At 58.0% G+C, this 26,525-nt stretch carries 22 protein-coding genes and 1 tRNA gene; 7 read left to right on the forward strand and 16 right to left on the reverse strand.

Annotation, left to right across the window (positions count from 1 at the left end; translation table 11 throughout):
* Positions 1-29 precede the first annotated feature (29 nt).
* Positions 30-1,658, reverse strand: a complete 1,629-nt coding sequence (gene murJ / locus U9R25_19615; GenBank protein MEA3338102.1) for a murein biosynthesis integral membrane protein MurJ — start codon at positions 1,656-1,658, stop codon at positions 30-32.
* Between the two features lie 613 nt (positions 1,659-2,271).
* On the opposite strand from murJ, the gene U9R25_19620 reads away from it, so the two are divergent.
* Together U9R25_19620 and U9R25_19625 are read left to right on the forward strand one after the other, a co-directional pair.
* The gene (locus U9R25_19620; GenBank protein ID MEA3338103.1) at positions 2,272-2,883 is read left to right on the forward strand and encodes a hypothetical protein; all 612 of its coding nucleotides are present in this window, start codon (positions 2,272-2,274) and stop codon (positions 2,881-2,883) included.
* Complete coding sequence (locus U9R25_19625) at positions 2,777-3,646, forward strand: DNRLRE domain-containing protein (GenBank protein ID MEA3338104.1); 870 nt, start codon at positions 2,777-2,779, stop codon at positions 3,644-3,646. Before U9R25_19620 ends, U9R25_19625 begins: the two co-directional genes overlap by 107 nt.
* A 208-nt stretch (positions 3,647-3,854) precedes the next feature.
* Here the strand turns inward: U9R25_19625 and U9R25_19630 are convergent, their stop codons facing one another.
* From U9R25_19630 to U9R25_19645, 4 genes are all read right to left on the reverse strand, one after another.
* Entirely contained in the window at positions 3,855-4,349 is a 495-nt protein-coding gene (locus tag U9R25_19630; GenBank protein ID MEA3338105.1) for an adenylyltransferase/cytidyltransferase family protein, read from the reverse strand.
* A gap of 551 nt (positions 4,350-4,900) precedes the next feature.
* Complete coding sequence (locus U9R25_19635; protein MEA3338106.1) at positions 4,901-5,635, reverse strand: WecB/TagA/CpsF family glycosyltransferase; 735 nt, start codon at positions 5,633-5,635, stop codon at positions 4,901-4,903.
* Between the two features lie 4 nt (positions 5,636-5,639).
* The gene (locus U9R25_19640) at positions 5,640-6,770 is read right to left on the reverse strand and encodes a glycosyltransferase family 9 protein (protein ID MEA3338107.1); all 1,131 of its coding nucleotides are present in this window, start codon (positions 6,768-6,770) and stop codon (positions 5,640-5,642) included.
* Positions 6,767-7,894, reverse strand: coding sequence for a glycosyltransferase family 1 protein (locus U9R25_19645; protein ID MEA3338108.1), 1,128 nt, complete (start codon positions 7,892-7,894; stop codon positions 6,767-6,769). The genes U9R25_19640 and U9R25_19645 overlap by 4 nt, the downstream gene beginning before the upstream one ends.
* 227 nt (positions 7,895-8,121) lie before the next feature.
* Between U9R25_19645 and U9R25_19650 the strand changes: the two genes are divergently transcribed.
* On the forward strand, positions 8,122-9,435 hold the full coding sequence (locus U9R25_19650; protein MEA3338109.1) for a thymidine phosphorylase: 1,314 nt from the start codon (positions 8,122-8,124) through the stop codon (positions 9,433-9,435).
* A gap of 87 nt (positions 9,436-9,522) precedes the next feature.
* On the opposite strand, the gene coaBC is transcribed toward U9R25_19650, so the two are convergent.
* Positions 9,523-10,773 carry a bifunctional phosphopantothenoylcysteine decarboxylase/phosphopantothenate--cysteine ligase CoaBC gene (coaBC, locus tag U9R25_19655; GenBank protein ID MEA3338110.1) on the reverse strand — a complete coding sequence of 417 codons (1,251 nt, stop codon included), beginning with the start codon at positions 10,771-10,773 and terminating at the stop codon, positions 9,523-9,525.
* 174 nt (positions 10,774-10,947) lie between these two features.
* Between coaBC and U9R25_19660 the strand changes: the two genes are divergently transcribed.
* Positions 10,948-11,766, forward strand: coding sequence for a polyphosphate kinase 2 family protein (locus tag U9R25_19660; GenBank protein ID MEA3338111.1), 819 nt, complete (start codon positions 10,948-10,950; stop codon positions 11,764-11,766).
* A gap of 58 nt (positions 11,767-11,824) precedes the next feature.
* Here U9R25_19660 and U9R25_19665 read toward each other — a convergent pair whose 3' ends face one another.
* The 5 genes from U9R25_19665 to U9R25_19685 form a co-directional block, all read right to left on the reverse strand.
* A complete protein-coding gene (locus U9R25_19665; protein ID MEA3338112.1) occupies positions 11,825-12,490 on the reverse strand; it encodes a cohesin domain-containing protein in 666 nt (221 codons plus the stop codon).
* Positions 12,491-12,621: 131 nt separating this feature from the next.
* A complete protein-coding gene (locus U9R25_19670) occupies positions 12,622-13,281 on the reverse strand; it encodes a hypothetical protein (protein ID MEA3338113.1) in 660 nt (219 codons plus the stop codon).
* Between the two features lie 73 nt (positions 13,282-13,354).
* Complete coding sequence (locus tag U9R25_19675) at positions 13,355-14,095, reverse strand: hypothetical protein (GenBank protein MEA3338114.1); 741 nt, start codon at positions 14,093-14,095, stop codon at positions 13,355-13,357.
* Between the two features lie 455 nt (positions 14,096-14,550).
* Positions 14,551-16,614 carry an NAD-dependent DNA ligase LigA gene (ligA, locus tag U9R25_19680; protein ID MEA3338115.1) on the reverse strand — a complete coding sequence of 688 codons (2,064 nt, stop codon included), beginning with the start codon at positions 16,612-16,614 and terminating at the stop codon, positions 14,551-14,553.
* A 33-nt stretch (positions 16,615-16,647) separates the two neighbouring features.
* The gene (locus U9R25_19685) at positions 16,648-17,220 is read right to left on the reverse strand and encodes a hypothetical protein (GenBank protein MEA3338116.1); all 573 of its coding nucleotides are present in this window, start codon (positions 17,218-17,220) and stop codon (positions 16,648-16,650) included.
* A gap of 394 nt (positions 17,221-17,614) precedes the next feature.
* Here U9R25_19685 and U9R25_19690 point away from each other — a divergent pair, with 394 nt between their 5' ends.
* A complete protein-coding gene (locus U9R25_19690; GenBank protein MEA3338117.1) occupies positions 17,615-19,150 on the forward strand; it encodes a hypothetical protein in 1,536 nt (511 codons plus the stop codon).
* Between the two features lie 166 nt (positions 19,151-19,316).
* On the forward strand, positions 19,317-19,583 hold the full coding sequence (locus U9R25_19695; protein MEA3338118.1) for a hypothetical protein: 267 nt from the start codon (positions 19,317-19,319) through the stop codon (positions 19,581-19,583).
* A gap of 52 nt (positions 19,584-19,635) precedes the next feature.
* Here U9R25_19695 and U9R25_19700 read toward each other — a convergent pair whose 3' ends face one another.
* Positions 19,636-20,457: a TlyA family RNA methyltransferase gene (locus tag U9R25_19700; GenBank protein ID MEA3338119.1), complete on the reverse strand. Its 822-nt coding sequence runs from the start codon at positions 20,455-20,457 to the stop codon at positions 19,636-19,638.
* Between the two features lie 97 nt (positions 20,458-20,554).
* Between U9R25_19700 and U9R25_19705 the strand changes: the two genes are divergently transcribed.
* Positions 20,555-21,496, forward strand: coding sequence for a decaprenyl-phosphate phosphoribosyltransferase (locus tag U9R25_19705; GenBank protein MEA3338120.1), 942 nt, complete (start codon positions 20,555-20,557; stop codon positions 21,494-21,496).
* A gap of 127 nt (positions 21,497-21,623) precedes the next feature.
* Here U9R25_19705 and U9R25_19710 read toward each other — a convergent pair whose 3' ends face one another.
* The 4 genes from U9R25_19710 to U9R25_19725 form a co-directional block, all read right to left on the reverse strand.
* Positions 21,624-23,396 (reverse strand): putative DNA binding domain-containing protein, encoded by a 1,773-nt coding sequence (locus U9R25_19710; protein ID MEA3338121.1) that lies wholly within the window; start codon positions 23,394-23,396, stop codon positions 21,624-21,626.
* Positions 23,397-24,124: 728 nt separating this feature from the next.
* Positions 24,125-24,197 (reverse strand) — tRNA-Arg (locus U9R25_19715).
* Between the two features lie 129 nt (positions 24,198-24,326).
* The gene (locus U9R25_19720) at positions 24,327-25,292 is read right to left on the reverse strand and encodes a tyrosine-type recombinase/integrase (protein ID MEA3338122.1); all 966 of its coding nucleotides are present in this window, start codon (positions 25,290-25,292) and stop codon (positions 24,327-24,329) included.
* A 902-nt stretch (positions 25,293-26,194) separates the two neighbouring features.
* Positions 26,195-26,525 (reverse strand): tetratricopeptide repeat protein (locus U9R25_19725; GenBank protein MEA3338123.1); only part of this gene is annotated, 331 nt, incomplete at its 5' end.

Raw genomic sequence — 26,525 nt, forward strand, 5'->3', positions numbered from 1 at the left:
TTATACGCCAGCCCGTTCCTGTCGTCAATTTACAGATCGTCGGATCTGTCGAATCCCCTGAAGCGCCGCACACGGCCAATGAGACGATCCCGCAGCAGCTCCGCCTCATCCAATCCAACCCGTAACACAATCAGTCCGTAAATCGCCATACCGACAGCCGTCGGTATGGCGACCAGGAGCAGAGCACCAATCAAATTATCGGGAAGCCAATTGGCCAGCAGCGACACCAATGGCCACAAAACCAGGGCCATCACCCCGGACGCGGCGATGGTCCTTAGTACGGTTGATCCCCCGCGGAGGAAGCTCAGGCTGCCCAGCTGGCGCCGCAAAAGCAGGAACATGATCAGAAAATGACCGGTGTGTTTTGCGGAGTCAGCCAGGACGAGCCCCAGATACCCCAGGGGCTCGAGCAAGAAAAAGGCCGCCACCAGATAAACACCCACCGATGCCACCCCCACCAGGGCCGGTGTCAGGGTATCGTTTCTTGCATAAAAAGTGTAATTGAGCAACCAGTCCAGCGATGCCGGTATGAGCCCCAACAGGTAAAAATTGAGGGCTGTCGCCACTTGTTCGGAATCAGCCGGTGTAAAGGCGCCACGCTCGAACACAAGCTGCACAATTGGAAACGCCAATACCCACAGGCCCACGGTAGCAGGCACGATAAAAAGCAAAATGGTTCGAAACCCGACACCCAGGGTTTGGCGGAAGGAGTCTTCGTCACCAGCGGCGAAGAATCTCGACAGCGAGGGAAGCGCTGCCAGGCTAATCGCAACAGCTATCAGGCCATGGGGAAGCTGAAAAAGGGTGGTGGCATCACGCATCCAGGCCAGGCTCTGTTCGCCCGTTCCCGAGGCCAGGCGGCGATCGATGATCACCTGCACCTGGCTGACGAGCAACCCAAACAGGATCGGCAAATAAAGGATAAAAATGCGGCGCAAGGCGGGATGGCGCAACCCAATACGCAAGCCAAGCTGCGCGCGCCAAAGATCAGGCAGCATGATGGCCAGTTGCAGTATACTGCCGAGCAACACGCCAACAGCAAGGGCATTGATACCCAATCGGTCGTGCAACGTGAGGGCGGCAACGATAATACCAAGATTGAAGATCGCCGCGCTAAAAGCAGGAAAGGTAAATCGTTTGAGGGCAAACAGAGCCCCGGTGACGACGCCGGCCAGAGCGAAAAACCATAAGGCCGGTGCCATGATCTTAAGGAGGTCAACAGTAACATCGAGCAGATAATCGGGAAAACCGCCAGCCACAAGTCGTGCAACAGGCTCAGCGAAGATCTCTATCAGCAGCACGACAATGGCGGTCAGCAAGCCCATTACTCCGACCACGCTCCCCACAACCGTACCAAGTTCGCGACGCCGCTCGGGACGAGCATAGTCACTGAATACTGGCACGAGAGCTGCGCTGAGCATGCCGCCGATCAACAGATCGAATAGCATGGTAGGAATGGTGCTCGCGGCCTGAAAGGCGCTCACCAACCCCGTGGCGCCATAAAAATAGGCAATCGTAGTTTCCCGAAAGACCCCCAGAAAACGGCTGACTATGTTTCCGATGGAGATAATCGTTGCGGAGCGCGCCAGGGAAGGGTTTTCTTCCGGAGGTGTACCCGGACCTGGCGAAACGTTTTGGGAGAGAGGTGTGTGAGACATGATAAAGGAGTCCCTGGCATTGTAACGCAGTGCGCTGTTTGCAGGCAAATGACAGCACAAACGGTCGGAAAGTCCAAATATAGACCATTGACTCCCTTCATCTCACATGTTATGATCACATGTTATGATATTCTCAAGCTCTTGTCTTCGTCCGACTTCGCGGCTTCGTGATCCTAACGCTGGGCCTGAGAAGTAACCAATACACCTTGATAACACATGAGGCCGTGCAGGGGAGTCCCGGCAAAACCGAACTGACGCTTTGGGCAACAGAAGAATAAGGGGTGAAAACATGTCAAACCGGACAATCTCAGTTGTAACTGTGTTGATCATGGTGATTGTGTTGACCGCGGCCAGTCTCGGCGGAAGCGCACCACAATCGTGGATAGCACTGGCGCAAGAGCCACATCAGGCTTCCGGCCAACCAGTATCTGCTGTACCAGACGACCCAACACGCAGCTTCAGGGCCGCAGCCCTGGCAATGGGGTCATGTTCATCCAAAACGCCGGCCAGTGGGATCCCTCGTCAGGCTCAGGACAGGCTCCGCGCTTCCAGGCCTGGGGCGGGCCGGCCGGCACCAGGTGGTTGTCGGATGATGCGATTTGGATCACACTTTTTGAGGCAGAGGACACGGGGACACGGCGAGGGAGCGACGCGGGGATTTTCGTCCCATCCCCGCGTCGCCGCGTCCTCCGCCAGCGCCGTCAATATCAAGCTCTCCTTCCCCGGCTCCAATCCCAACGCACGCATCGAGACACTCGACCCGCTGGACACGGTGGTCAGCTACTTCTTCGGCAATGACCCCGATAAGTGGCAGCCTGACGTGCCGGTTTGGGGCGGGGTGCGCTACGTGGACCTGTATCCGGGCATCGATCTGGAATTGAGCAGCGGGAAGGGCCAATGGGATTGGCAGTTGATTGCGAAGACCCCTACTCCCTCCTCCTCCCAGGGGGAGGGCCGGGGTGGGGGTGGGAGTGTGCGCCTGCAGGTGGAAGGCGCAGCGGTAACCGGTGTGGAGCAGGGCGATCTGCTATTGGCCTTCCCGACGGGAACAGTAGCACTGGCCTTACCGCAGGCCGATTTCATCTACCGCATCGAAGGCGAGACCGGACAGTGGACAAGTGGCCAGCTGGACCGCAACGCCGGGGGCACTTGCTTCGCACCACTGGCGAACGCCTGCCGACGATCCCTCGGACCTGCTTTTCAGCACCTTCCTGGGCGGCAGTAATAGCGACAGTGGCTCCAGCATCGCCGTGGACAGCGCGGGCAGCATTTACATGACGGGCGAGACCTGGTCCGCCAACTTTCCCACCACGCCCACCCAGCAAACGGTCACACTAACCTCCGTCTCAGATGCGACAATCCTGGAGGGTTATCCTTTCTTGAACTTCGGCGAGGTTATCGACATATGGGTGGGTTATGACGACTACTCGAACCCAAACGGAGAGATCGCACGCGGCCTTGTCAAGTTCGACCTGAGTAGTTTTCCCAACAGGGCTGATATCCAGAATGGCACGTTGCGTATCTACTACAAGGGCCACTGGGAATTTCCTGATTGGGTGGACACGATCACAGCCTTTCAGGCTCAGGGCAACTGGCAGGAGATGTCGGTCACCTGGAACAACAAGCCTGGCTTTGGCAACAGTTATGGCAGCGTAGACGTGGTGGCCGATGGAAACTGGCGCTGGTATGAACTCGACGTAAAAAGCCTGGTTCAAGACTGGGTGAATGGCACCTATCCCAATGAAGGCATCGTGCTGCGCGGGGAAGAGGCGTCAGGGGCTGAGTCCTCCTGGCGTGCATTCTACACTCGCGAGGGTAATAATCCACCGGAACTGGTTGTGACCTATAGCAGCGCGGCAAACACGCAACTCATGTGCTCTACCGCCCCAGATGCGAGCAATGCGCAAAGCACCAGCATTATGAAACGACTCAACGCTTCCAGATTCGACAGCGATGGTCCAAGGCGCCAGCATCAGAGCGTTAAGTAGGAAAGATGCCACCACGACAATGACCTTGTCCCTGTAAGGTCTCTTCGCGTCTTCGCGTCCCCCATCCCCGCGTCCCCGTGTCCCCCATCCCCGCGTCCCCCATCCCCGTGTCCCCGCGTCCCCCATCCCCGCGTCCCCGTGTCGCCCCTCCCCGCGTCTCCGTTTCCCCCGCGGCACTTTAGACCTGTGGGCTGGCGCGGCTCCGGCATTAATCACCGACGCCCCGCCGCACCTGCTCAAGGATTTCTGAGGTTGAGCGCCCACTGACGTAGGGCAGGTAGACCACGCGGCCACCCTGCTGCTCCACAACGATGACCTCGGGCGGTGTCTTTTGTCCTGGACCCCAATCCCCACCTTTTGCATAGATATCGGGCTTAATGAGCTGCACGAGTCTCTCGGCTGTGGGTTCGTGGAACAGGACGACCGCGTCGACCGATCGCAACTCTGCCAGCATGAATGCTCTGTCTGTCTCATCCAGAATGGGACGTCCGGGCCCTTTCAGCTGCCGCACCATGGCATCGTCGTTCAAACCGACGAAGAGGAAATCGCCCAGGGCCCGGGCTTGCCGCAGGTAGTCGACATGCCCCCGATGAATAAGGTCGAAGCAGCCGTTGGTCAACACCACCGTGGCACCCACCTGTTTTAGCTGTCCTGACAGCCGGGCTGCGTCATCGTAATCAAGTATCAGTCCCTGAGGTTCCATGGAGGGCCTTTCCTTCCCGTTCTTCATCTTGAGTGTTCTGAGATCACTTCGGCCCACTGGAAGGGCTGAGAACACAGAATTTTGGGGCTGGGCCTGCTTAGAAACTTGTGATTTCCGAACCAGCCGTGTGTCATCCTCGCGTGCACCCCGGAGGGGCCCGCGAAGGCGGGGCATCAGAGCGTGAACTCCTGGCTCTCGCTCGAACTCACGCTAGGACGACCAATTGTGGCACGCGATGTCAATGGACTCCCGCTTGCGCGGGAGTGACGGATGCGTGAGTTTGTAATACTGGCGCATCCCGCGACCGCCGTGGGATGGATCACTAGCTAGCTCTCACCTCTCGGTGGCCTTACCTAGCTAGCTCACGCACCGTCTGCTGACGTCTCGCACCGCTTGCTAGCGTCACGGTACGCCTAGCTCACGCACCGCCTGCTACCTCACGGTACGCCTGCTGGCGTGGCGTGCTGGCGTGCTAGGCCGCATCGTCTGCTGGCGTGGCGTGTTGCCGTAGCGTCGCAATGACGAACTACAATATCTGGATGAACTGAACATCAGCTCTGCCAACGGGATCGCAGCACAGCCCAGGCGAATTTGGGCAAGGCAAGCTGGCGACGCCAACGCCATGGCTGGGTGACTAAACGAAATAACCATTCCAGATGCAGATTTTGCACCCAAACCGGTGCGCGTCTCTGGACGCCAGCGATGTGGTCGAAGGCCCCCCCTACTCCGATCACAACAGGCACGGCCAGTTCATGCAAATAGCGGGCAATCCACTTCTCCTGGGCTGGTGCCCCGTAGGCCACGAGCAGAATATCTGGCCGTGCCTGGCGTACAAGTTCGATGATTCCGTCACTTTCTTCATCGGAAGGTGAACCCGAATAGTCATTGACTACACGAAGTTCCGAGTGTTCGGCTTGCAAAACCTCGGCAGTTTGGCGTGCAGTCCCGGGAGCAGCACCCAGTAGGAATATCGTCCATCCTTCAGCCGCTGCCTGCCGGGCAATCAGCGGCAACAGATCAGACCCTGTCACCCGCTCAGGCAATGGCTGGCCCATAACCCGCGCCGCCCACAGCAACCCGGCACCGTCCGCGACCACGAGATCAGCAGACTTGAGAGCCTGGCGAAACTCGGCATCTTCCTGGGCCATTATCATAAACTCGGGGTTGGCGGTCGCCAGCTGGTGTGGTTCTCCGGATCCGATCCATTCACGAATTATGTCGAGTGTTTCTCCATAGGTGACCACCTGAACCGGCAGCCCCAGGATCTCGACAGTCTCTGCACCCATGAGTCTACCCCGTTTGCCCCAACACGCCCAGTTGTGCCACTTCTGCCAGGACGCGTTCCGGCTGCAGATCTGCCATGCAGGAGCGGTGCCAGCAGCCGTCGCGCAGGCCCACGCTGTGTTCGACATAGCTGCACGGGGAACAGAAGGGCTGGGCACGAACGATGCCAACACGCCCGCCCGGCACCCAGGGCGCCCAGGCCAGGTGATTGGACGGGCCAAACAGGGCAACAATCGGCACCCTGGCAGCGGCCGCCAGGTGCATGACACCCGAATCTGCTCCTAAAAACAGAGTAGATCGCTCAAGGAGAGCGGCCAGCTGCGGCAACGTGGTACCGCCGGTCAAATCGAGGACGGGCTGGAGCATGGTTTCACTGACCCGCTCTGCGCCATCGGCCGCGGTGCCAACCAGAACAACCTGCGTACCATAACACTCGGCAAGTGCATCGCCAACCACTGCCCACTTTTCAGGCTCCCATCGACGAGCCATTGCGTAACCGCCAGAGCCTGGATGGATGGTAACAAGCGGCCGGTTTCCCAGATCGCTCAACAGATCGTTCGCCCAGGCGCGGTCGGAAGAAGTAACTTGCGCTTCCAGTTCCAGGTTTTCGGTGGTGGCGCCCAACAGCCCTACCACCTTGAGCCAGTATTCGACCTCGTGATAGGCGCCGAATCCCTCATCCCGCGCCCGATGGCTGAGCCATGCACCGTTTCCATTGTCGAGGCCCACGCTCAGCGGCGCCTGCGACATCCCGGCTATCAACCGGTATTTCAGCGCTCCACTCTTAAGTGTCATGTGATGAAGAAATAAGACCGCAGCATACCCGCGGCTGCGAATCGTTGTTGCCAGTGCGGAAAAATGAGAGAGGCCAGACGGCCCCTGGACGAGGGTGCGCGGCATGCGATACACCCGGTCCACCAGCCTGCTGGGTACCACAGCAGCCGCTGATGGCGTGGTCAGAAGGTCGATTTCAGCAGATGAAAAGGTCTCCCGCAAGGCCCGAAGAGCTGGCGTTGCCGTCAATAGGTCTCCAATGTCGGCCAGCTTCACCACCAGCACGCGTTCGCCGGCAGCGAGGCCAAATTCGCTTTTCACCGCTGAATCCACACCCTCTGCGCCATCGCCCTGGACTCTCATGCTGCACCCACCTTCTCCAGGACCGCCAGAGTTTCCCGGGCACAGCGTTGCCAGGAAAAGCGCTGGATATTGGCGAATCCCTCGGCGCGCAACCGGTTCCGCAACGCCTGATCGCTTAGCAACCGATACAATCCATCGGCAATCGCCTCCACATCCAACGGATCCACAAACAAGGCCCCGTCACCCGCAACTTCAGGAAGGGATGACGTATTGGATGCCAACACCGGCGTGCCACAGGCCTGAGCCTCCAACACGGGAAAACCAAAGCCCTCGTAGAGGGAAGGAAAGGCAAACGCGGCTGCCCCGCTGAGCAGTGCAGCCAGGTCACTGTCCTCCACATAGCCAGGAAAGAGCACGTGATCTTCGAGACCGAATCTCTTGACCTGCTCAAAGATCGGATCCGATAACCACCCGACGCGCCCCGCCAGGACCAGTTGAGCAGCGTCCACCCTGGCCTGCACCCGCGAAAAAGCATCGACGAGCCGTGCCAGATTCTTGCGCGGCTGCAGCGTTCCCACGGTGAGCACGTAGGGATCCCGCAGGCCAAGACGCCCTTTGACATCCTGGAGGCGTTCAGAGTTCGTCTCCGGTTTGAGATTTTGGTCCCGCCCCAGGTAAACGACCGGGACCTTCTCAGCGTCCAGGTCGAAAAGACCGAGCAGATCGGCCCGGGTTGCTCGAGAGTCTGCAATGACCCGATCAGCGCTACGCGCGTTGAAACGCGTGCCGAGATCCAGATACCAACGATCCCGCGCCCGATGGGCTTCAGGGAAATAGTGGTAGCCCAGGTCGTGCACAGTAACGACACTGGGCCGCGGATGGATCAATGGCAGCACGTGGGATGGCACGAACAGCACATCAGGAGGGTTTCGCATGACCTCGGCGCTCAAGCGAAGATGGGTCCACAGGCGCGCAAAGGGAATGACACACAATTCAGCATTGTTGGATAGCCGGGTGTTCCCGGCGATGCCGAACAAGTCCGGAGAGGGCTGTTGGTCGCAATAGAGTCGAAAACGGTGATCCGACTCCAGGGCAAGTAAATGGCGGATCAGTTGTAACGAATAGTTTTCAGTGCCTGTACGGCGAGCCCGCAAGGCTCTGCTGGCGTCGATGCCTATCAGCATGGCAGGGAACATTATAGCACGCGGGAAAACGAGGGTCAAAGGGCAAGTTGGTCGATTTGGAACAACGATTTTCTTGCGTATCGACACGGGAATATGCCGTTTCACGCTCGGCACGTAAATATGGTAGAATCGTGCTACTCCAGGTGCGACGCACTTGGTCCACAGAACCGAGCCGATTCGGATTGAACAAGTGCGTTGCACCTTATGCTTGTTGCGAAGGACTTGACATGAACGCAGTCGACATCATCGTAAAAAAGAGAGATGGACACGCCCTGACTCCAGCAGAGATCGAGTTCTTTATCTCGGGCTACTCCGATGAAACCATTCCGGACTACCAGGCCGCCGCCCTGGCCATGGCCATCTATTTCCAGGGAATGGACGACGATGAAGCAACAGCCCTGACCCTGGCCATGCTTCACTCGGGGCATCAGCTGACGCCACAGGATGCGTTTCCTCCTGACACCATCGTGGTGGACAAACATTCAACCGGCGGCGTTGGCGATAAAACGACACTGGTCGTGGCGCCCATCGTTGCCAGCCTGGGTCTTCCCGTCGGCAAGCTCAGTGGACGAGGGCTGGGTTTCTCCGGTGGCACGCTGGATAAGCTGGAGAGCATCGATGGCATGGACATCCAGGTACCAGCTGAGCAATTCACTCGTCAGCTTCAAGAGATCGGACTGGTAATCGGCGGCCAAACTGCTGAGCTTGCGCCAGCCGACGGAAAGCTGTACGCCTTGCGGGATGTAACCGGCACGGTGCCTGTACTGCCACTGATGGCGTCCTCCATCATGTCCAAAAAGCTGGCTGCCGGCGCCGATGCCATCGTACTCGACGTGAAGGTGGGCTACGGAGCCTTCATGCAGGACCTGGAGAACGCGTCCCACCTGGCAAGCCTCATGGTGGAAATCGGGAAGGAATCGCAGCGGGCCATGTCGGCAGTGATCAGCGACATGAATCAGCCACTGGGCTGGGCAGTGGGCAATGCACTGGAGCTAAGGGAGGCAATCCAGACGCTTCGGGGCGCCGGGCCCAGGGACCTGGTGCTTCTGGCAACGACTCTGGCTGGCGAGATGCTGCACCTGGGCGGCAAAGTGGCTGACCCATCGGAAGGCCGGCAGCTGGCGCTGAGCCAGCTGGCCAATGGACAGGCCTGGCAGAAGTTCCGGCAGTTCGTGGCGGCCCAGGGCGGCGACCTGAAGCAGGTAGACCAGCCCGACCAGCTGCCAATAGCTCGTATTATCGAACCGGTACTTGCGCCCGCGGGCGGCTGGATCCAAGAGATTCGAGCCGATGAAGTGGGCATCGCTGCCGTAAACCTGGGCGGCGGGCGAGCCCTGAAAACAGATGCAATCGATCCTGCCGTGGGCGTTGTCCTGGAAGTGAAGGTAGCCGATAGAATCGAATCTGAAGAGCCGATCGCCTGGATCCACGCCAACGACGAAAAGAAGCTGGCCGACGCCAGGCAACGTATCAGCGCAGCCACGAAGATTGCCTCAGAACCGACCGAACCGATCGAGTTGATCCACGAAATAATCCGTTAAGGAACTGTCCAGTTTTTTCTTCGCTGCTTTTCTTCGGCGACGCGGCGATAGGGCCGTCAGCAGTCAGCGGTCGGCGGTCAAAGGAAGTCAGTCTCCCAGATCGCCCACGCCCTGTCCGTGGATCTGGCGGGAAATCCAGACCATGAGGCGATCGGCTACTTCCGTCTTGGAGAGCAGGGGCCAGGGAAACACGTCTCCCCACCTGTCGAGCAGGGTAACCTGGTTGGTATCGACACCAAAGCCGCTATGGGTGGCCGAAACATCATTTGCCACAATCAGGTCGAGATTCTTGGCCCTCAGTTTGGCCCGGGCGTTTTCCAGAAAATCCTCTGTCTCAGCAGCAAAACCAATCAGTATCTGGGGATGCCCGTTTTTGTCGCGTTGATCTCCAACCTCTGCCAGGATATCGGGATTGCGCAACAATTCAATCGGCAGATTGCCACTTTTTTTGATCTTCTGGCCCGCTTGCCACGCCGGCCGATAGTCGCCAACAGCCGCCGCCCCGATCAGAACATCGGCATCAGGCAACGCCCGGAAGGTTGCCTCTCGCATCTCTACAGCGGTACGTACTGGAACCGACCCCACAGCGAAGGGAACCGGTACCTGCATGGGCGCATGGATCAAAGTGACCGTCGCACCGAAGTCACGGGCAGAACTGGCCAGGGCAACGCCCATCTTGCCGGTAGAACGGTTGGTGAGAAACCGCACCGGATCGAGGGCCTCCTGCGTGGCGCCTGCTGTAATGACCACGTGAACGCCCGCCAGGGGCCCGCTGCTGCCGAGCACCTTGCGGGCCATTTCGATGATCTGAGGGGGCTCTGCCATACGGCCCAGTCCCACAGCCCCGGAGGCCAGCCGCCCAGGCATGGGTCCCACCACATGCGCGCCCCGGGTGGCCAATCTTTGCATGTTTTCCTGCGTAGCTGGATGGTGCCACATGCCGGTTTCCATGGCCGGCGCCAGGAGAATCGACGCCCTGGTAGCAAGGGCAACGACGGTGATCGGGCCGTCGGCCAGCCCGTTGGCCAGGCGGGCGATGGTGTTAGCGGTTGCGGGGGCAATGACAAACAGGTCGGCATCCTTGGCCATGGTGATATGGCGGATCTCGCCGTCGGTCCTGGACCAGAGGCTGCTCATCACCGGCCGTCCCGTCAAGGCCGAGAATGTCAATGGGGAAACGAATCGCTTGGCCGCCTCGGTCATCAGCACATCGACCACGGCGCCGGCCTGGGACAGCCGGCTGGCAACGGTCACCGCCTTGTAAGCCGCTATACCGCCGGTCACGCCCAGCAGGATTCGTTTGCCGCGGACCACTCGAACGTGTTGAACTTCGGTCATGGACTTTCCCTTCAAGTACGATCGTTCTGATGTCAAGATGTCGAGTTACGGAATCATGACATGATGACATTCCGACATTCCGATATTCTGGTCCTCTGACATTGCGACATTGCGACATTGCGTGCTATAATCCCGCCAACAGCAGACCGCAATCTATGAAAAACGAGGGAGCTTATGAAATCTGATACCGTCGATCGATATCGAGTGAAGCCAGGCACCAAGGTGAATCTCGACGAGTGGGACCCCAACGACAAGGCACTCTTCGAGGGGAAAAAGCTTGAGGGTAAGGCGGCTTTACCGACACTGACCGATCAGCTACGGGAACTTCAGGAAGTTCTCTACGCCGAACACCGGCACAAGCTGTTGATCGTATTACAGGCGATGGATTCCGGCGGCAAGGATGGCACCATCCGTCACGCCTTCACCGGCGTCAATCCTCAGGGAGTCCGGGTTGCCAGTTTCAAGGTACCGACAGCGGAGGAAATGGCCCACGATTATCTATGGCGCATCCACAAGGAAACTCCCGGCAGCGGCGAGATTGTGATCTTCAATCGCAGCCATTACGAGGATGTGCTGGTCGTGCGGGTCCACGAACTGGCGCCAAAAAAGGTCTGGATGAAACGCTACGATCATATCAACGCCTTCGAAAAAACCCTGGCCGACGAGGGCACCACGATCCTCAAGTTCTATCTCAACATCAGCCCCGATGAACAAAAGGAACGACTCCAGGCCCGGCTGGACGAGCCCAACAAGAACTGGAAGTTCAACGTGGGCGATCTGGCGGAACGCAAGCTATGGCCCGAGTACATGAAAGCCTACGAGGATGTCTTCAGCAAGACCAGTACCCGCCAGGCCCCCTGGTACATCGTGCCCGGCAATCGCAAATGGTACCGCAACCTGGTGATCAGCAAGGTGATCATCGATACCCTGGAAGGGCTCGACATGGCCTATCCGGAGCCGGAAGAGGACCTGGACAAGGTCGTCATCGAATAGGGGCATGAATGGCTGAGTAGGGACGTCATAGCCGACTCCGGAGTCGGTCTCCAGCCATTCATGCCCCAACGGAGCTACGCCGCGTCACCCTCGCCAGCAGAATCCCCACCAGCAATACGAGACCAACAACCGCCACCACCGGCAGCCAACGGGGGAACCCACCCGGGAACAGGGAACCAACATCACCGGCCGCCGAGGAGTCCGCGCCGCCAGAGACGACCTCCGCCTCTGGAACGACCTCGACCTCATCAGATACCGGCAGAGCGGCGCCGGTGCTACCAGCCAACTGGATGCTATCGAGAGTCACACCGTGCTCACCTGGCGCCACCACGCGCCAGAGAATCGTTGCCAGGACCCCTTCGCCCGAAGCGCCGGGTTGATCTTTGCCCAGGGTGAACCCACCAAAGACCACCCGTCCCTCTGCGGCATCGCGCACATCGGGGCCCAACGGCTGGGGGCTGCGACCGGTACTGGCGAGAAAAGGCCCGAGCTCAACCGATTCCACGGCCAGTTGACCGGGATCGAAATTGATATCGAATTGGAAACCCAGGAGTCCCTCCACCTCCTGGACAGACACCACGGACACAAAGGAATCGCCGGCGGACAGGTGAGCATCGGGGTCGGGCATGGTCATCTGGAGGGTGCTGCCATCCTGGGCCGCAGTTGTCAGGGGAAGAACGAGGAAAACAAGGAACAAGGCGAGAAGGAGAGAAACGACACGCATGGGAAACGCTCCAGGCTTATTGTGAATTGCCAATTGGTGGATTGTCGTCATCGATATTTTGAAGTACAGCAATAGCAAACAGGGGCAGCCCGGTTGAGGCTGCCCCTGTCATTGGAAGCGAAAGAATTAGGCTAGCGCTTGCGGCGCATCAGGGCATAGGCACCGCCAGCGGCGATGGCTGCACTGCCGGCCAGCAATGGCCAGAGCGAGAGGGCTGAAGCAGCGGGTGAAGCGCTGAACTCACTCATCTCGACGGCAGTTGGTTCACATTGGACCAATTGTCCAACCGTTGCAGCGGTCGCAGCACCCGTTGGATCCAAAAGGGCAGTTGGGACTCCCACGCCAGTTGTCGTCAACAGGATCGGATAACTACCGGGCGCACCGTCGTAGCTGAAGTGAGCCACCACCAGCTCAACGTCGCCAGAAGCATACGTCCCAGCGCCCGCAGTGCATGATCCGGTTATCCAAGCATAGGGTGAGTTCTCGAAACCAACCTGGGTATTGAACGAGCAGCCCATTGCGGTCATATCCGCACCCGCGGTGACTCCGTCGAGAGTCAACACGGCGAAATCGTATTCCAGTTCGATCTCATACCCGGCGAGCTCACCGACGACTCCCTGAGCCGTGATCACTACATCAATGTCTGAGGCAGTAGCACTGGGAACGGGACACTCTGCTGTCATCGTATTAAAGGTTACAGCATCCGGGCTTGCCGATGTTACAGCCGTTGCCAAGATCAGCAACATCAAAATATAGCCAACTATTGCGAGTTTTGAGAATTTCCGTGTCATGATATCTCCTTCCCGGATATCTCTCACGAGGAAAACCAGGTGATGTGTGAATATGAATATTATGAAAGTGGCCCTACGGACAGCTTACGGGGCCGATATTGCTGACAACCGCCAATACGTCTGATGATGTGATAAAGGGCAAACCATCAAGATTCGTATCGTACTGGTAACCAGCGCTGCACCCGCCGCCCCAAGGGCCGATATTGCTAACAACGGCAAGCACATCTGACGAAGTTACAAAGGGCAGATTATCACCATTCGTATCATAAAGGTGATACACTGCATATGAAGTGCTGCTCTCGGTGCCAAGCACAAATGGCGTACCCAAGTAATCCACCACCTGGCTATCGGAGAGGCTGACAGAGCTGCTTCCGCAGGCGACAACATCCAAACCGACAGTCGCAAGATTCCCAGGCGAATCTGCACCGGCACTGGTGCCCCAGCTATAATCCCCGAACTTCACATTGGTGGCTGCGATTGCCTCGAGGAAAGGAGTACCGTCGTCACCGCTGGTGGAGCGAAGGCCACCGTCGCTGAGGAAATCAGTCAAGGCAATATTGCCGCTCGTGTAGCCAAAATGGACAGCATCGAAGTTCACCTGGGTCTCATAGCCACCCACGTCAACGGGATCGCCTGCCAGAGCAACGGTCACATCTGCTGGGCAACTATGATCTGCCCAAACAGGGCTCGTGCTCAACGTCACGTTCGCCGCCTCGGGCTGAGCCGGGATGGCCGGTGCAGCGGTTGCCAGCAGCAACACGCCCAGCAGCACGGCTACCACACCGAATTTCTGCAAATTCCTTCTTTGAAACATCGTTCGCCTCCAAGTGAGATCAGATTGGATATCGGCTACAGTGAGGGACCGGGACTCGAGGATCCATAACCCATAATCAAATCCTCCACATTATAGCATGCACAGCCATGATTGTAAAGTGAAAAACGAGTTTTGTCAGCAGACCCAAAAACGCCATCGATGACGAAGGCGGGTACAAAGGCGATACTAACACCCGAGGTCCGGTTTGTCAAGTCTGCCTGACGTCAAAATCGACAGATCGGACCGAAAAAACGTCCCACCCGGCCACTTCTACTCAATTAAACGGGGGAATCCCCCGTTTTGGCGCGACCTTTCCGAACTTTCTCGACTGGATTGGAGCGTTTCAAAGCAGAGAGTAGAGAAGGAAAGAAGTAGACAAGGCAATAAGAATGCGCACTGCGTTTCACCTCCAGGATGCTCCCATCATCCTGGAGGTTGATTGAATTGGCGCCCGGTCACTGCCCAATCATCTCGCGCAAGGTCGCTTCGTCGACCACCGGCACGCCGAGGTTTTCCGCTTTCGCCAGCTTGCTGCCGGCCTTTTCGCCGGCCAATAGGTAAGAGGTGCGGCTGCTCACCGATCCTGTCACCTTGCCACCCCGACTCTTTATCAAGGCAGCAGCTTCCTGCCGGCTCAGATTCGGCAGGGTGCCGGTGATCACCCAGCTCTGCCCAGCCAGCGGTTGCCCGGCCCGCGAGTTTTCGACCGCCGCTTCCTGCAGTCGCAGACCGGCCGCCCGCAGCTTGTCGACCACCTGTCCGTTGCTTTCCTGACCGAACCACCCCACAATGCTGGCTGCAAGTTTTGGCCCAATACCGGCGATGGCTTCCAGCTCCTCGGACGAGGCAGCCATCAGTGCATCCAGCGAGCCAAAATGATCCGCCAGCGACTCGGCTACCGTGCCACCCACACCATGGATACCCAATGCCGTCAACAGCCGCGCCAACGACTGCGCTTTGGAGTTTTCAACCGCAGTGCGCAGCCTGGCTACCCGTCTTTCGCCATAGCCATCCAGCTCCTCGACCTGCTGCCAGGGCAGGTAGTAGACATCAGCCAGATCCTCGATATATCCGAGGTCAACGAACAGCTCGGCCTGGCGAATGCCAAAGCCTTCGATGTCCATGGCGCCGCGGCTGACGAAGTGTTCGACGCCCCGAACCAGCTGGGCCGGGCAGGCGGAGTTGGTGCAGTAGAAAGCCACCTCGCCTTCCGGCTGAACCACCGGGCCGCCGCAGACAGGGCAACGGTCGGGCATCTCCCAGACGATTTCGTCGCCGGAACGCAATTCGACCACAGGCCGCAACACCTGCGGAATCACCTCGCCAGCCCGTTTCACTACTACGGTGTCGCCAACCCGAATGTCGTTGTCCCGGATATAGTCCATGTTGTGCAAGGTGGCGTGTTGCACGGTTACGCCACTGACCTGAACTGGCTCCAGCACCGCGTAGGGATTGATGGTGCCGGTTCGGCCCACGTTGACCTCGATGGCCTGGAGCCGGGTGATCGCCTCTTCGGCGGGGTACTTGTAGGCCACGGCCCAGCGAGGATCCTTGCCAGCGACGCCCAGTTGATCGTGCAGTGCGAAGTCATCCAGCTTGATCACCAGCCCATCCACTTCATAGGCCAGTTCATGACGCACTGTCTCCCATTTTTTGACGTAGGCGATCAATTCCTCGAAATCACTGAACCGCCGATTCTGGTCGCTGACCGGGAATCCCAGGTTCCTCAACAAAGCCAGGGCATCCCATTGGGTTTCCGGCACAGGATCGAATCCCGCCAGGTCGACAATCTGGTAGGCCCAGAGGTGGAGGGGACGGCTGGCAGCCACCGTCGAATCGAGATTACGCAGTGCGCCGGCCGCGGTATTGCGAGGGTTGGCGTAGGTCTTGCCGCCGCTGGCAGCCTGCTCCGCCTGGAAACGCTCAAAATCGGCCTTGTTCATATAGGCTTCACCGCGAACCACAAGGCGATCCGGTGGACCGTCGCCGGCAACAGGCTGGTCGTCAGACGCCAGCTTTGCGCCGGCAACCACAGGGATTCGCAACGGCAGGTCGCGAACGGTGCGCAAATTGGCGGTGATTTCCTCGCCGGTAGTGCCATCGCCGCGGGTGGCTCCCTGGATAAACACGCCATCTTCGTAGTGTAACACGACGGTGAGGCCATCGACTTTCGGCTCCACCACGTACACCAGGCCATCGGCCTGCTCCTCGGGCAACAAGCGCAGCAGCCGATCATGCCAGGCCCGCAGTTCCTCTGGCCCGAAGGCATTGGCCAGGCTGAGCATGGGCGCGGGGTGGCGAACCCGGGAAAATCCTTCCATAACCACACCACCGACCCGCTGGGTCGGCGAGTCGGTGGTGCGCAATTGCGGATATTCTGTTTCGAGACTCTTCAACTCGTTGAAAAGCGCGTCATACTCGGCGTCGCTGATCCCGGGAGCGTCCAGCACATTATAGAGATAGCTGTGGTGGTTGATCAACTCACGCAGTCGTCGTGCGCGGTTTTCCAGGTTTTCCATGGGCGGTGATGTCCATTCATCCACGACCTGGAATCAATCCCCCGAATCCGATTCTTCCTCGACAAGGGGGCGGTAAAGCAGGAAATCTTCCACCGTCCAGCCGATCAGGCCATCGATCGCGCGGATCCGCCACCAGACGTAGCCATCCGCTTCCACCGGGTAATCGGCGTTGGGATCGCTTCCCGGCATGACAAAAAAGGCGTCGTTGTCATAGTAGATTCCCTGGGTGAGGAAATTGAGGCTGGCACCTGAACGCAGCCTGATACCACGGTCCCCGGTGCCTGAGATAATGACCCGCTCGCCGATTTCGAAGATGAACTCCGAGGTAGGCAGGGCTTCCAGTTCCAAGGTGGTCTCAACACTGGCAGTGGCAGCGGGCAACTGTGCGGGAACCTGGGTCGGTAGCAGGACAGTCGCTGAGGGTGATGGCGTCGTTTCCGGCGCAGTGGACACGGGAGAGGGTGTGCCGAACAATAACCAGGCCGCGACGGCGATTACTGCGAGGCCAATGCCGAGCAGCAAAAACGTGGCAAAAGGAAAACTGCCTCGAGGCCCGGGCCCCACCTCGGCCGGCGTTTCATCCAGCGTATCATAGAGCCATTCCATTGAGTCAGATGAGTCAGATGAGAGAGACTCAACGTTGGCGTCGTGTTGCGAGCTATCTTGATCGTGGTCAGGCATCGGAGATCGATGGTTTGATGATGAGGTGATTTTTCTCCGTTGAAGTGACTGTAATTATACCTTTCTTTGCGCCGAATGCAAAAGAGACGCGCCTCCCTCGTTGTGACAGTCCAGGCAGGAGGGGGTCGGTCCCCATTTAACCATGCGCTGATTTGGCAATCAACAGACTGACACGTATAATTAGTGTTTGGTGCTCAGTCACGCTCCAGAAACCCCGATGGTGGCTCAAATAAAACTCTCAAGGAACATTTCAGAAGAGGTAGAAAGCGTGTCATTTCGTCCCAGCCAGAATCCGGAATATTGGACAAACGAATTCGCCTTGAAACAGGAAGACGTCGAGTTTCTTCGTGATCTCCTGGTCGACCGCGACCGCCCCGTATTGGAGCAAGAACTGGTCGATGCCCTGATCGCCTCGCGGTTTCAACGGGAGGAGCAACGTATCCGTCGGGAGCTCTCCAGAGGCGCACCCTATCAACCCGAGGATACCTATGCTGTTGGCGAGACTATCGTATTCCCCGCCCTGGAATTCTCGCTGGGCACGGTGGTTTCTATCCGGCCGGGCAGGAATCCGGAACATGGCGAGTTCGACGTGATTTCGGTCGAGATCGAGGGTTCTGATCTGCTCCGCTCGTTTGCAGCACAATTGAAGACGCCTCACAAGCTGAACCAAAGCGGCAGTGAGAATGGATGGCAAGCAGAAGATATGCTTGACGCTGAAGATTTGACAGAGCAGTACGGACGCAGCCTTCGTCCATTGCTGCACGAGCAGCTGCTCAATCTGCCCGACAGCCCCTTCATCAATCTGGTCCGCCACTGGTCGGTGGCTGACCTACTTGCCGATGTGCATGTGGGACATCTGAATATCGCCGAGGCCCTCATCGAAGTGCAGGCGCGACCGATGACGACAGCCGAGTTGCTGCAGGAACTCGACCTGCCCCGGGAAATCCCGATGGCATTGCTGGCCTTTTCCCTCGACTTTGCACTCTCCGAGGACGAGCGTTTCGTGGACGTGGGCACCGAAGGAAGAGAATGGTATCTCGAGCGGCTGTTGCCCGAGGAGGCAATCCGTATTCCCCGGCGCTTGCTGTTCCAGGATTCCGACTTTGATCGATCTCTGTTGACAGTTCCGTTGCTGCAGTTAGAATGGGAGTTGGACGACGAGTGGACAGAGGGCGGCGCTTCCAGCGTGGGATTGGCAAGACTTCCCAGCGTCGAACTGACGCTGACCTACCCCCATCGCCGTTCAGGCACCGTGCCGGTGACAGATAGGACCAGGGGCTTCTTCCCGGTAAAGGAGGAAAAACGCAGCCAGATCACTTTCATCGACGGCCGGTGGGGCAGTCGTTTCCCAGGCTGGGTTGTGCCCGATGGTCGCTACGTGTGTGGCCTCAGCCAGTGGTACGAGGAGCACAAGATCCCCGTTGGAGCACTCATTCTGCTGGAGCGGACCGACAATCCCGCCGAGGTTGTCATTGACCTGAAACCGCGGCGCATGAAGCGTGAGTGGGTGCGCATGGCCCGGGCTGACGGCGACGCGCTGGCATTTCAGCTGCAGAAGCAGGCCGTTTCGTGTGAGTTCGATGATCTCATGATCGTTGCCGAGGCAGACCCGGAGGGTATCGATGAATTGAGACGCCGGCTGTACCAACAAGGACCGTCGGTCGCGGAACTGGTAGAAGACCTGGCCCCTCAATTGATGGGTCTTAGCACGCAAGGCACTGTCAGTGCCAAGACAGTCTACAGTGCCATCAATCTGATTCGCCGAACAGCGCCAGGACCTGTGTTCGCCGCTCTCGTTGGCAGCCCGCGCTTCCAGGAGACTGGCGGCACGCAGTTTGCCATGGCGCGTGCCTAGAAAACCGAGGAAAGCAATGGCTGGATGGACCAAGCCTACTACAGACACGAAATTCCATATCGATTACGACTGGTGGGAATCCACCGGTAGAAATTTCCGCTTGTATCTCCGGGAACAATTATGCGATGATTGCCGCGACCGATTTTCCTCCCACAGGGAAACGGAGATGGTTGATTGGGTGAATCCTGAAACAGGCGAAGTGGTAGAAGCGGATGCCCTGCTGCAATGTCTCAAGCGCGAGTGTGCCACCCGAGCAGATTTCATCAACGAGCGCATTCCCCTGGCGTCGGCCATATTCCGGGTCTTCCTGATAAACGACAATGAATCGCTGTCCCCGAACGAGCTTCACGAATTGATTCCCTGGAAACAACCAGATACGATTCTTCGCACTATCAGTGGCCGCCGGGTTTACCTGGGGATCAGACCGGTTTGATGGGCCAATCAGTGAAAATCAGCGAGCGCCATCCAGCATGGGATGGCGCTTTTTACTTGGAACTCTGTGATGGCAATACGTCCGAAATCAAGGCGCACACGTCGATGGCAGAGGCTTCGCCTCCTTTAGCCAGCAGACACAGAAACTCGATGTTTCCCTTGGGACCGGTAATGGGAGAGCGCAGCAGTCCATCAACCCGCCAGCCGGTTTCCCCGAACATACGCATTGTTGTCTCAAGCACCCGCTCGTGAACCGCAGGATCGCGCACGACACCACCCTTGCCCACCATGGATCGTCCCGCTTCGAACTGAGGCTTGATCAAGACTATCGCCTGGCCGCCCGGTTGCAGGATTCGGGAAACCGCCGGCATTACCAGTGCCAGCCCGATAAAGGAGACATCAACCACGGCCAAATCGAGCAACCTGCCATCAGGAAGGGTCTGCAGATAGCGGGCATTCGTTCGCTCCATGACGGTCACGCGCGGATCCTGACGCAGTTTCCAGGCCAACTGGCCATAGCCCACATCGATTGCGTAGACGTGGGCTGCGCCACGCTGGAGAAGGCAATCTGTGAATCCGCCGGTCGAGGCTCCAACGTCGGCGGCCTGCATGCCCGCGGGATCGAGTTGAAAACTGTCCAGGGCCGCCTCCAGTTTAAGACCGCCGCGGCTGACATAGGGCAACGAACCCCTGACCTCCAGCAGAGCGTCAGCGGCAACCATCCGCCCAGGTTTGGTCATCCGCTGATCGCCGATAAATACCGAGCCGGCCATGATCAATGCCCGGGCTTTTTCTCTGCTCGGCGCCAACCCCCTGGCCACCACGAGGGAATCAAGGCGTGTTTTTCCACGGGGTTTTCGAAAGTAATCGTTCATGCAGCCATAATAGCCCGCCGCCAGCCTATCGTCAAGAAGCTATCCCGTCAACCCGGCAAATTGACGATGGCGGCCGGTTGCGGTATCATCGATGCCCATGGAGAATGAAAGTAAGCTTGGCAGCAGCTCGGCGATGACTGGCCTGAAAAACCAAGAAAACAGTATTATGTCGACTTTGCGAGCCCTGATAAAGACCATGCGCCCCAAACAATGGGTGAAAAACGTGGTGGTCTTCGCTCCCCTGGTGTTCGACGGAAAACTTTTTGAACTGGACCTGCTGCTACGCACCACCGTGGCCTTTTTGCTTTTCTGCCTGATCTCAAGCACGGTTTATATCATCAACGACCTGGCAGATATCGAAAAGGACAGACAGCATCCAAAAAAACAAAACAGGCCACTGGCCGCGGGCGATCTCTCGCCCCGGGTAGCCATGGCAGCCGCCGTTTTTTTTGTGTTGATAAGCCTGCCGATCTCCCTCTGGCTTGACGGCGGTTTCAGCCTGATACTCTACAGCTACCTGGTAATGAACATCGCCTATTCCTTCTACCTGAAGAACCTGGTAATCATAGACGTGCTGGTCATCGCCGCCGGGTTTGTGCTTCGGGTGGCCGGAGGTGTAGTGGTGGTCGATGTCGAGCGTTTTTCTCCCTGGCTGTATCTCTGCATCACCCTGGGTGCCCTCTTCCTGGGCTTCGGAAAACGCCGCCACGAGCTGATGCTGCTGGAACAGGGCGCCGGCTCCCACCGTGCCAATCTTACTGAATACACGATTCCCTTTCTCGACCAGCTGATCAGCCTGGTAACATCAACACTGGTGATCACCTATTCACTCTACACCTTCTCAGCCCCAAACCTGCCGGAAAACCACGCGATGATGCTGACTATTCCCATCGTGCTCTATGGCCTGTTTCGCTACCTGTACCTGATTCACGTCCAGAAGAAAGGGGGCGCACCAGATGAACTGGTTTTCCGGGACCGGCCTCTTCTGGCGACGGGCATCCTCTGGGTGGTTGCAGTGGTGGCAATCCTCTACGTTTAGCGCGTGCCAGCCTGCAGGCATTGAAAAAAACAACGGCCCCCGTCAATGTTGTGACGGGGGCCGTTGACGTTGGCACCGGATATGTCAGTGCAAGCAACAGACTGACAGCCTTGACTCCAATTGGTCCTCAGGCCGTGTCGGCCCCAACCAGGAATTGCCGCCAGGGCCCCTCGCATCCTTCTTCGGTCACGCCGTAATACACTACCAGCGCATCGCTGCCGGGCACCCGTTGCACCAGATCATAGCGCTGCTTGCCTGCACGCTTTTCACTCCGCGCAACACCGATATCGCCGGCCCACGGAACCTTATCCGGATCGACGGGATTCTGCTCGAGCTGGCTAATGGCATAACGCCACAACTTCCGGGCTGACTTGAGCGTCACATTGTGTACCGTGCTGCCGTTGCGAAGATCCCGGATCGTGTAATAGTTGGTGCCGCCCCGTTCGGTGACACTGACGATCTGCACGCCCACTGAAGGGGGAGAAACGTCGAGGGCCGGCGCAGACTCGACCTCCGATGGGACCCGCTCTGCCACGGCCTGGTCTGAGTCACCCTTGCCGTTCTTGGAGGTCGAACGCCTGCCCCGGCGGCGCCGGCCGTCAACAGGCTCCGGCTTGCCCGATTCGTCAACCTCGCCTCGTTCCAACAAGGCTCCCTTGACCATCTGAACGATCTCATCCCGCACAGCCACGACACTCTCGGCTTCCTGCCTGAGATAGATTTTGCTGTCGTCCAGGCAGTAGGGTTTCGCCTCACCCTCGGGGACCTGCAAGCGAACAACCTGTTGCCCCTGGGTCTCCAACGAATCGATTTCCACCTCCAGGGGAGGGGTGACCTTGGCCTGCAACTCGACCCGCAGTTCCTTGACGGCGACCTCGGCATTGTCGATCCCAATGGGGGGCTCCGTTGGACGCCCGCTGGCGCCCAGGTAGACCGTGCCGCCGTTTGTGTTGGCAAAGGCCACGACGTCGGACATGATGGCATGCAGCCGTCCCCCCTGCCGGGTGATCTTTTCATGAAAGGATTGCACGATGCTGTTCCCTTGCTCACGCGCTTCGGCCACGTGATCGAAGGCCTCCTTGCGGCGCCGGTATGGCCGGGTCAGCGAAAAATCGTCTGATTCCAGTACGCTTTTGATCCCAGCGAAGGATGGCGGCCCTTGCATCTTGATCTCAGTGACACGGTCACCGATTCCGAGGCGGTGTTTGTCGTTTTGATTCCGGCGAAGGCAATGGGCGTCCGATCCTTGAATGCACCGCATTCGCCTGGGATACTCTGGCTTGGATCCACTGAAAAACCTTGAGGTGGCCCGGGTACTGCGGCTTTCCAGATCGGTCACCTCCAACGCGTGCAGGTTTGGATCCTGGGTATATGCGATCTTAGTCTGCCCGCCAAAAGGAAAATCACGCATCGCGACGCCGTGAGTCGAGTTGGCATGGGCAGCAATCGCCAAACCGCCTGCTTCCCGAATCACCCGGTAGGCGGTCAGCACATCGGCCGAGGCACCAATTTGGGTGGAACCGTCGCCCAGCGTGTCCGCCGGGACATTCAACGTCAGCAGGATCAACTCCAGTTCCCGCACGGAGGTCTCCGGCGGGAATATTCCCAGGATGTGGAAGCCAAACGTCGCGGTAAACTCGAAACCGGGAAGCACCAGGACTTCGTTCCCCAGGCGCCGGTATTCATCCAGGGCCCGTCGCTCCTGAGGCCGAAGGCGATTCTCAGACTCCAGCCACTGGAGTCGCTCGATCTCCTTTCGCAGCGACGCTACCCCTGCAATCGTGTTATGATCGGTGATTGCCACCACGTCCAGACCGCGCTGTTCGGCCTTGTGAAGCCAATCGAGCCAGCTTGCATCTGGATCCTGCCAATCGGCGGACGCCATGGAATGCAGATGCATATCCATGCGCCACCATTTTCTTCTACTCTTACTTGTACTTGTCCTTCTCTTACTTGTCTTTCCTGGAGACACCAGTTTTGTCACTCCTTTTTTCGACCATCCAGCCCAGACAAAGCATCAGGCATTAGCTTGCTAACAGCCATTGCCCGATACCGGCCAGACTGCGACGGCCCATCGGTTGCGGTGTCGACGTGACTCACGATTGGCAAGCGCCAATAGCTGCACGCGGGATGGCTTAGCGCTATCGAATGCGCGGGAAAGCCGTTGTCCATTTGCTGTGATCAAGTCTGGCAATAGAAGAACAGGGAAGAAAAATGAGGAAGTGCTGAGGGCAAAACGTCGTGTAAACCTGAACCTGTGCCCCGCAGAAATACTTTCCAATCCAACCTTCGTATGGCCCTGACCCGGTCAATGCTTCGTCAACGCCACAACGTAACCCTGGTTTCCTCCCAGCCTGCAGCTGGCCAATCCTCTCTCGTAACCGATTCAACCCAATCCGGGCGATTTCGGTCAAATAAACCAACACCGCAAATCTAGAAAATCAATATGTATCAATTTGATGCGAAGCAGTAACGCTTCACATCGGTCGGGATTATAGCACAGGCATTCTGTTATGTCCAATTATGAACCGCGGAAACTCGCCAATGGACGGTATTGCTTTCGTCTCGACCTGGGCAGAACAAGAACGCTGCGAAAGCCGATGTGACCTTCACAGCGTATCTGGCAGGCACCCCCGGCAGGATTCGAACCTGCGACCGTCGGATTAGAAGTCCGATGCTCTGTCCATTGAGCTACGGGGGCAGCTAACACCTTACAACGACCGCCTGACTAGGTTGGCAGATGACAAAGTCTGGCGTTCACTCTGATTCTACCCCATTTGGGCGATCTGTCAAACCTCCAGCTATCGACCTCCCAGATTCTGGGTACCTCTTAGATGATCCTGTCCGGCCTGCCAGACGATCGGGCAAGCCGCGCCACCGGACTGTGCCGGTCGTGCTTTTCCTGCAACTCATGGGTGCGGAAAATCGCATAGAACGCCTGGGTCACCTTCACATCGGAATGACCCATGATGTCCGACAGCGACGCCAGGTCACCACCATCGGTCAAGAACTCGCGGGCGAAGGTATGTCGCCAGGCGTGCGGGTTGACTCTTCCGGTCACGTCTGCCCGTTTCTTCCAACGACGCAGCACCTGCCTGATTCCTTGGGTGCTAAGATGATCTCCCCCGTTACTGCCCAACGTTGACCACAGATGATCACCCTGGTCACTGGGGCGAACATCCAGCCAGGCTCGCAGCGCGTCGCGCGTCATCGGCATGATGAAGGCATAACGCCCTTTATTCCCTTTTTCGACCAGATAGATCCGACCGTTCTTCAGGTTGATATCATCCAGCTTCATGCCGGCCAGACCACCCAGCCGGCAACCGGTGTCAAGCAGCACCAAGAGCAAGGCTTTGTCCCTCGATGCTGCACGAAGTGAACTGTCATCCATCGCGTCCAGGAGCTTGCCAAGATCCTCCATGGACGCCGCTTTTGGCTCGCCGCGCGGAGCCCGAAAGTTCCGCAGCCGCTTCGCAGGGCTTGTATCGATAATCCCCTCCTCCACCGCAAAGTTGAACAACCGCTTCGCATGCCGGATCAGGCTCGCTACGGTGGCGTCCGACAACCCGCCCGATACCCTGGCCTTGAAAGGATGATCGACGAAACGCGACGTCCTCCCACGTAGATGGCCCACATAACCCCTCAGATCACTGATGGTGACGTCAGACACCTCCTTATCCTCCAGGTAGACTACCAGTGGCTTCAGCTTCTCTTCATACGCCTGAGCGGTTCGCACACTGCGCCCATTGGCGATGGTTGCGCAAACCAACTCGGCAACGACTTCACTGAGTTTCATGAAATTCCCCCAAGTGTTATGATTTCACCCCAGGAAGAGTCTTTGAATCCCCTCCCATCCCCCGTGTCTTCGATTGAATACCACGACGCGACCCAACACCAGTCTCACCCGATGATCAAGTATTCCAAGAGCAGATCACCCCCTTTCGCTTTCCGGAACCGGGCGCTCTTCAGGTCAAAAACAGCGATGCGTCGACTAAACGAATTGGCGCTCGGCAAGGCAAGAATCGTAGAAATCGCCTCGCGCATCTTGGTCGCTGAACCCCGAAAAGCACCCTCTCTTATTGGAAATTCGAATAAAGAAAACTGGAGAAACCCTCCCTCGTGCCCGCTGATCCGCTCTTTCCCCCAAGTATAGCACCCCATTCTCACGCGAAACTCACTACCATATGTTACCATATCTGTGAAATGGCAGCAACCCGGCTGCACACCAGGGCTGTTTAGACACTCCGACTTGTTCACAGTCCAAGGTTACGTCAAGCTGGCCCACATGGATCTCGCGGAATCCCTGCGCACAGCGTCCCCCGTGAACAATTCGAGGCTATAACATCATCGCGAAACCACGAGCCGGCGGCTCGGAGAAGACGCGCATCCCTCTGAACTGCCGGCTCACCCCGATTTTACTACAAGGCACAAAAACCGTCAACGGAGTTGAAACTTGGAACCCATCAACCTGCTACATCAGGATCCGTCCATGTTTCTTTTGACCCTTTTCGTGCTGCTGCCGGCGCTGGTCGCTATTATGCAGAGCGATGACACGACCAGATAATCACACACCCTGGCGGGACCTTATGTGTAGCCGTTTTTTTGGCGCCATGCATAAGGCGCTCCAGTATTTCGGGCGACCGGCGGCGCCCCCGGACCCCGCTTTCTTTCGCGATAACCACCCAAATCAGAGATTATCTACTGACCCTCTAGCCCGTCCAACCACGACCGGACAACTGCGGCATTGGGGGACTTAATCTGCTCAAAAATCGTTAAGGACTGTTGCCAGCATTGCCTGGCCTTCTCCACCTCCCCTAGAGCAGCATAGGCTAACCCCAGGTTGCCCAAACGATTCCCCTCACCTCGCCGGTCTCCTATCTCCTGCGAGATCCCCAACGCCTGCTCGTAGTACCCGATCGCCTTCTCCACCTCCCCTAGAGCAGCATAGGCTAACCCCAGGTTGCCCAAACGATTCCCCTCACCTCGTCGGTCTCCTATCTCCTGCGAGATCCCCAACGCCTGCTCGTAG

Source organism: Chloroflexota bacterium (genome assembly GCA_034717495.1).
In the GTDB taxonomy this organism is placed as follows: domain Bacteria; phylum Chloroflexota; class Anaerolineae; order JAAEKA01; family JAAEKA01; genus JAYELL01.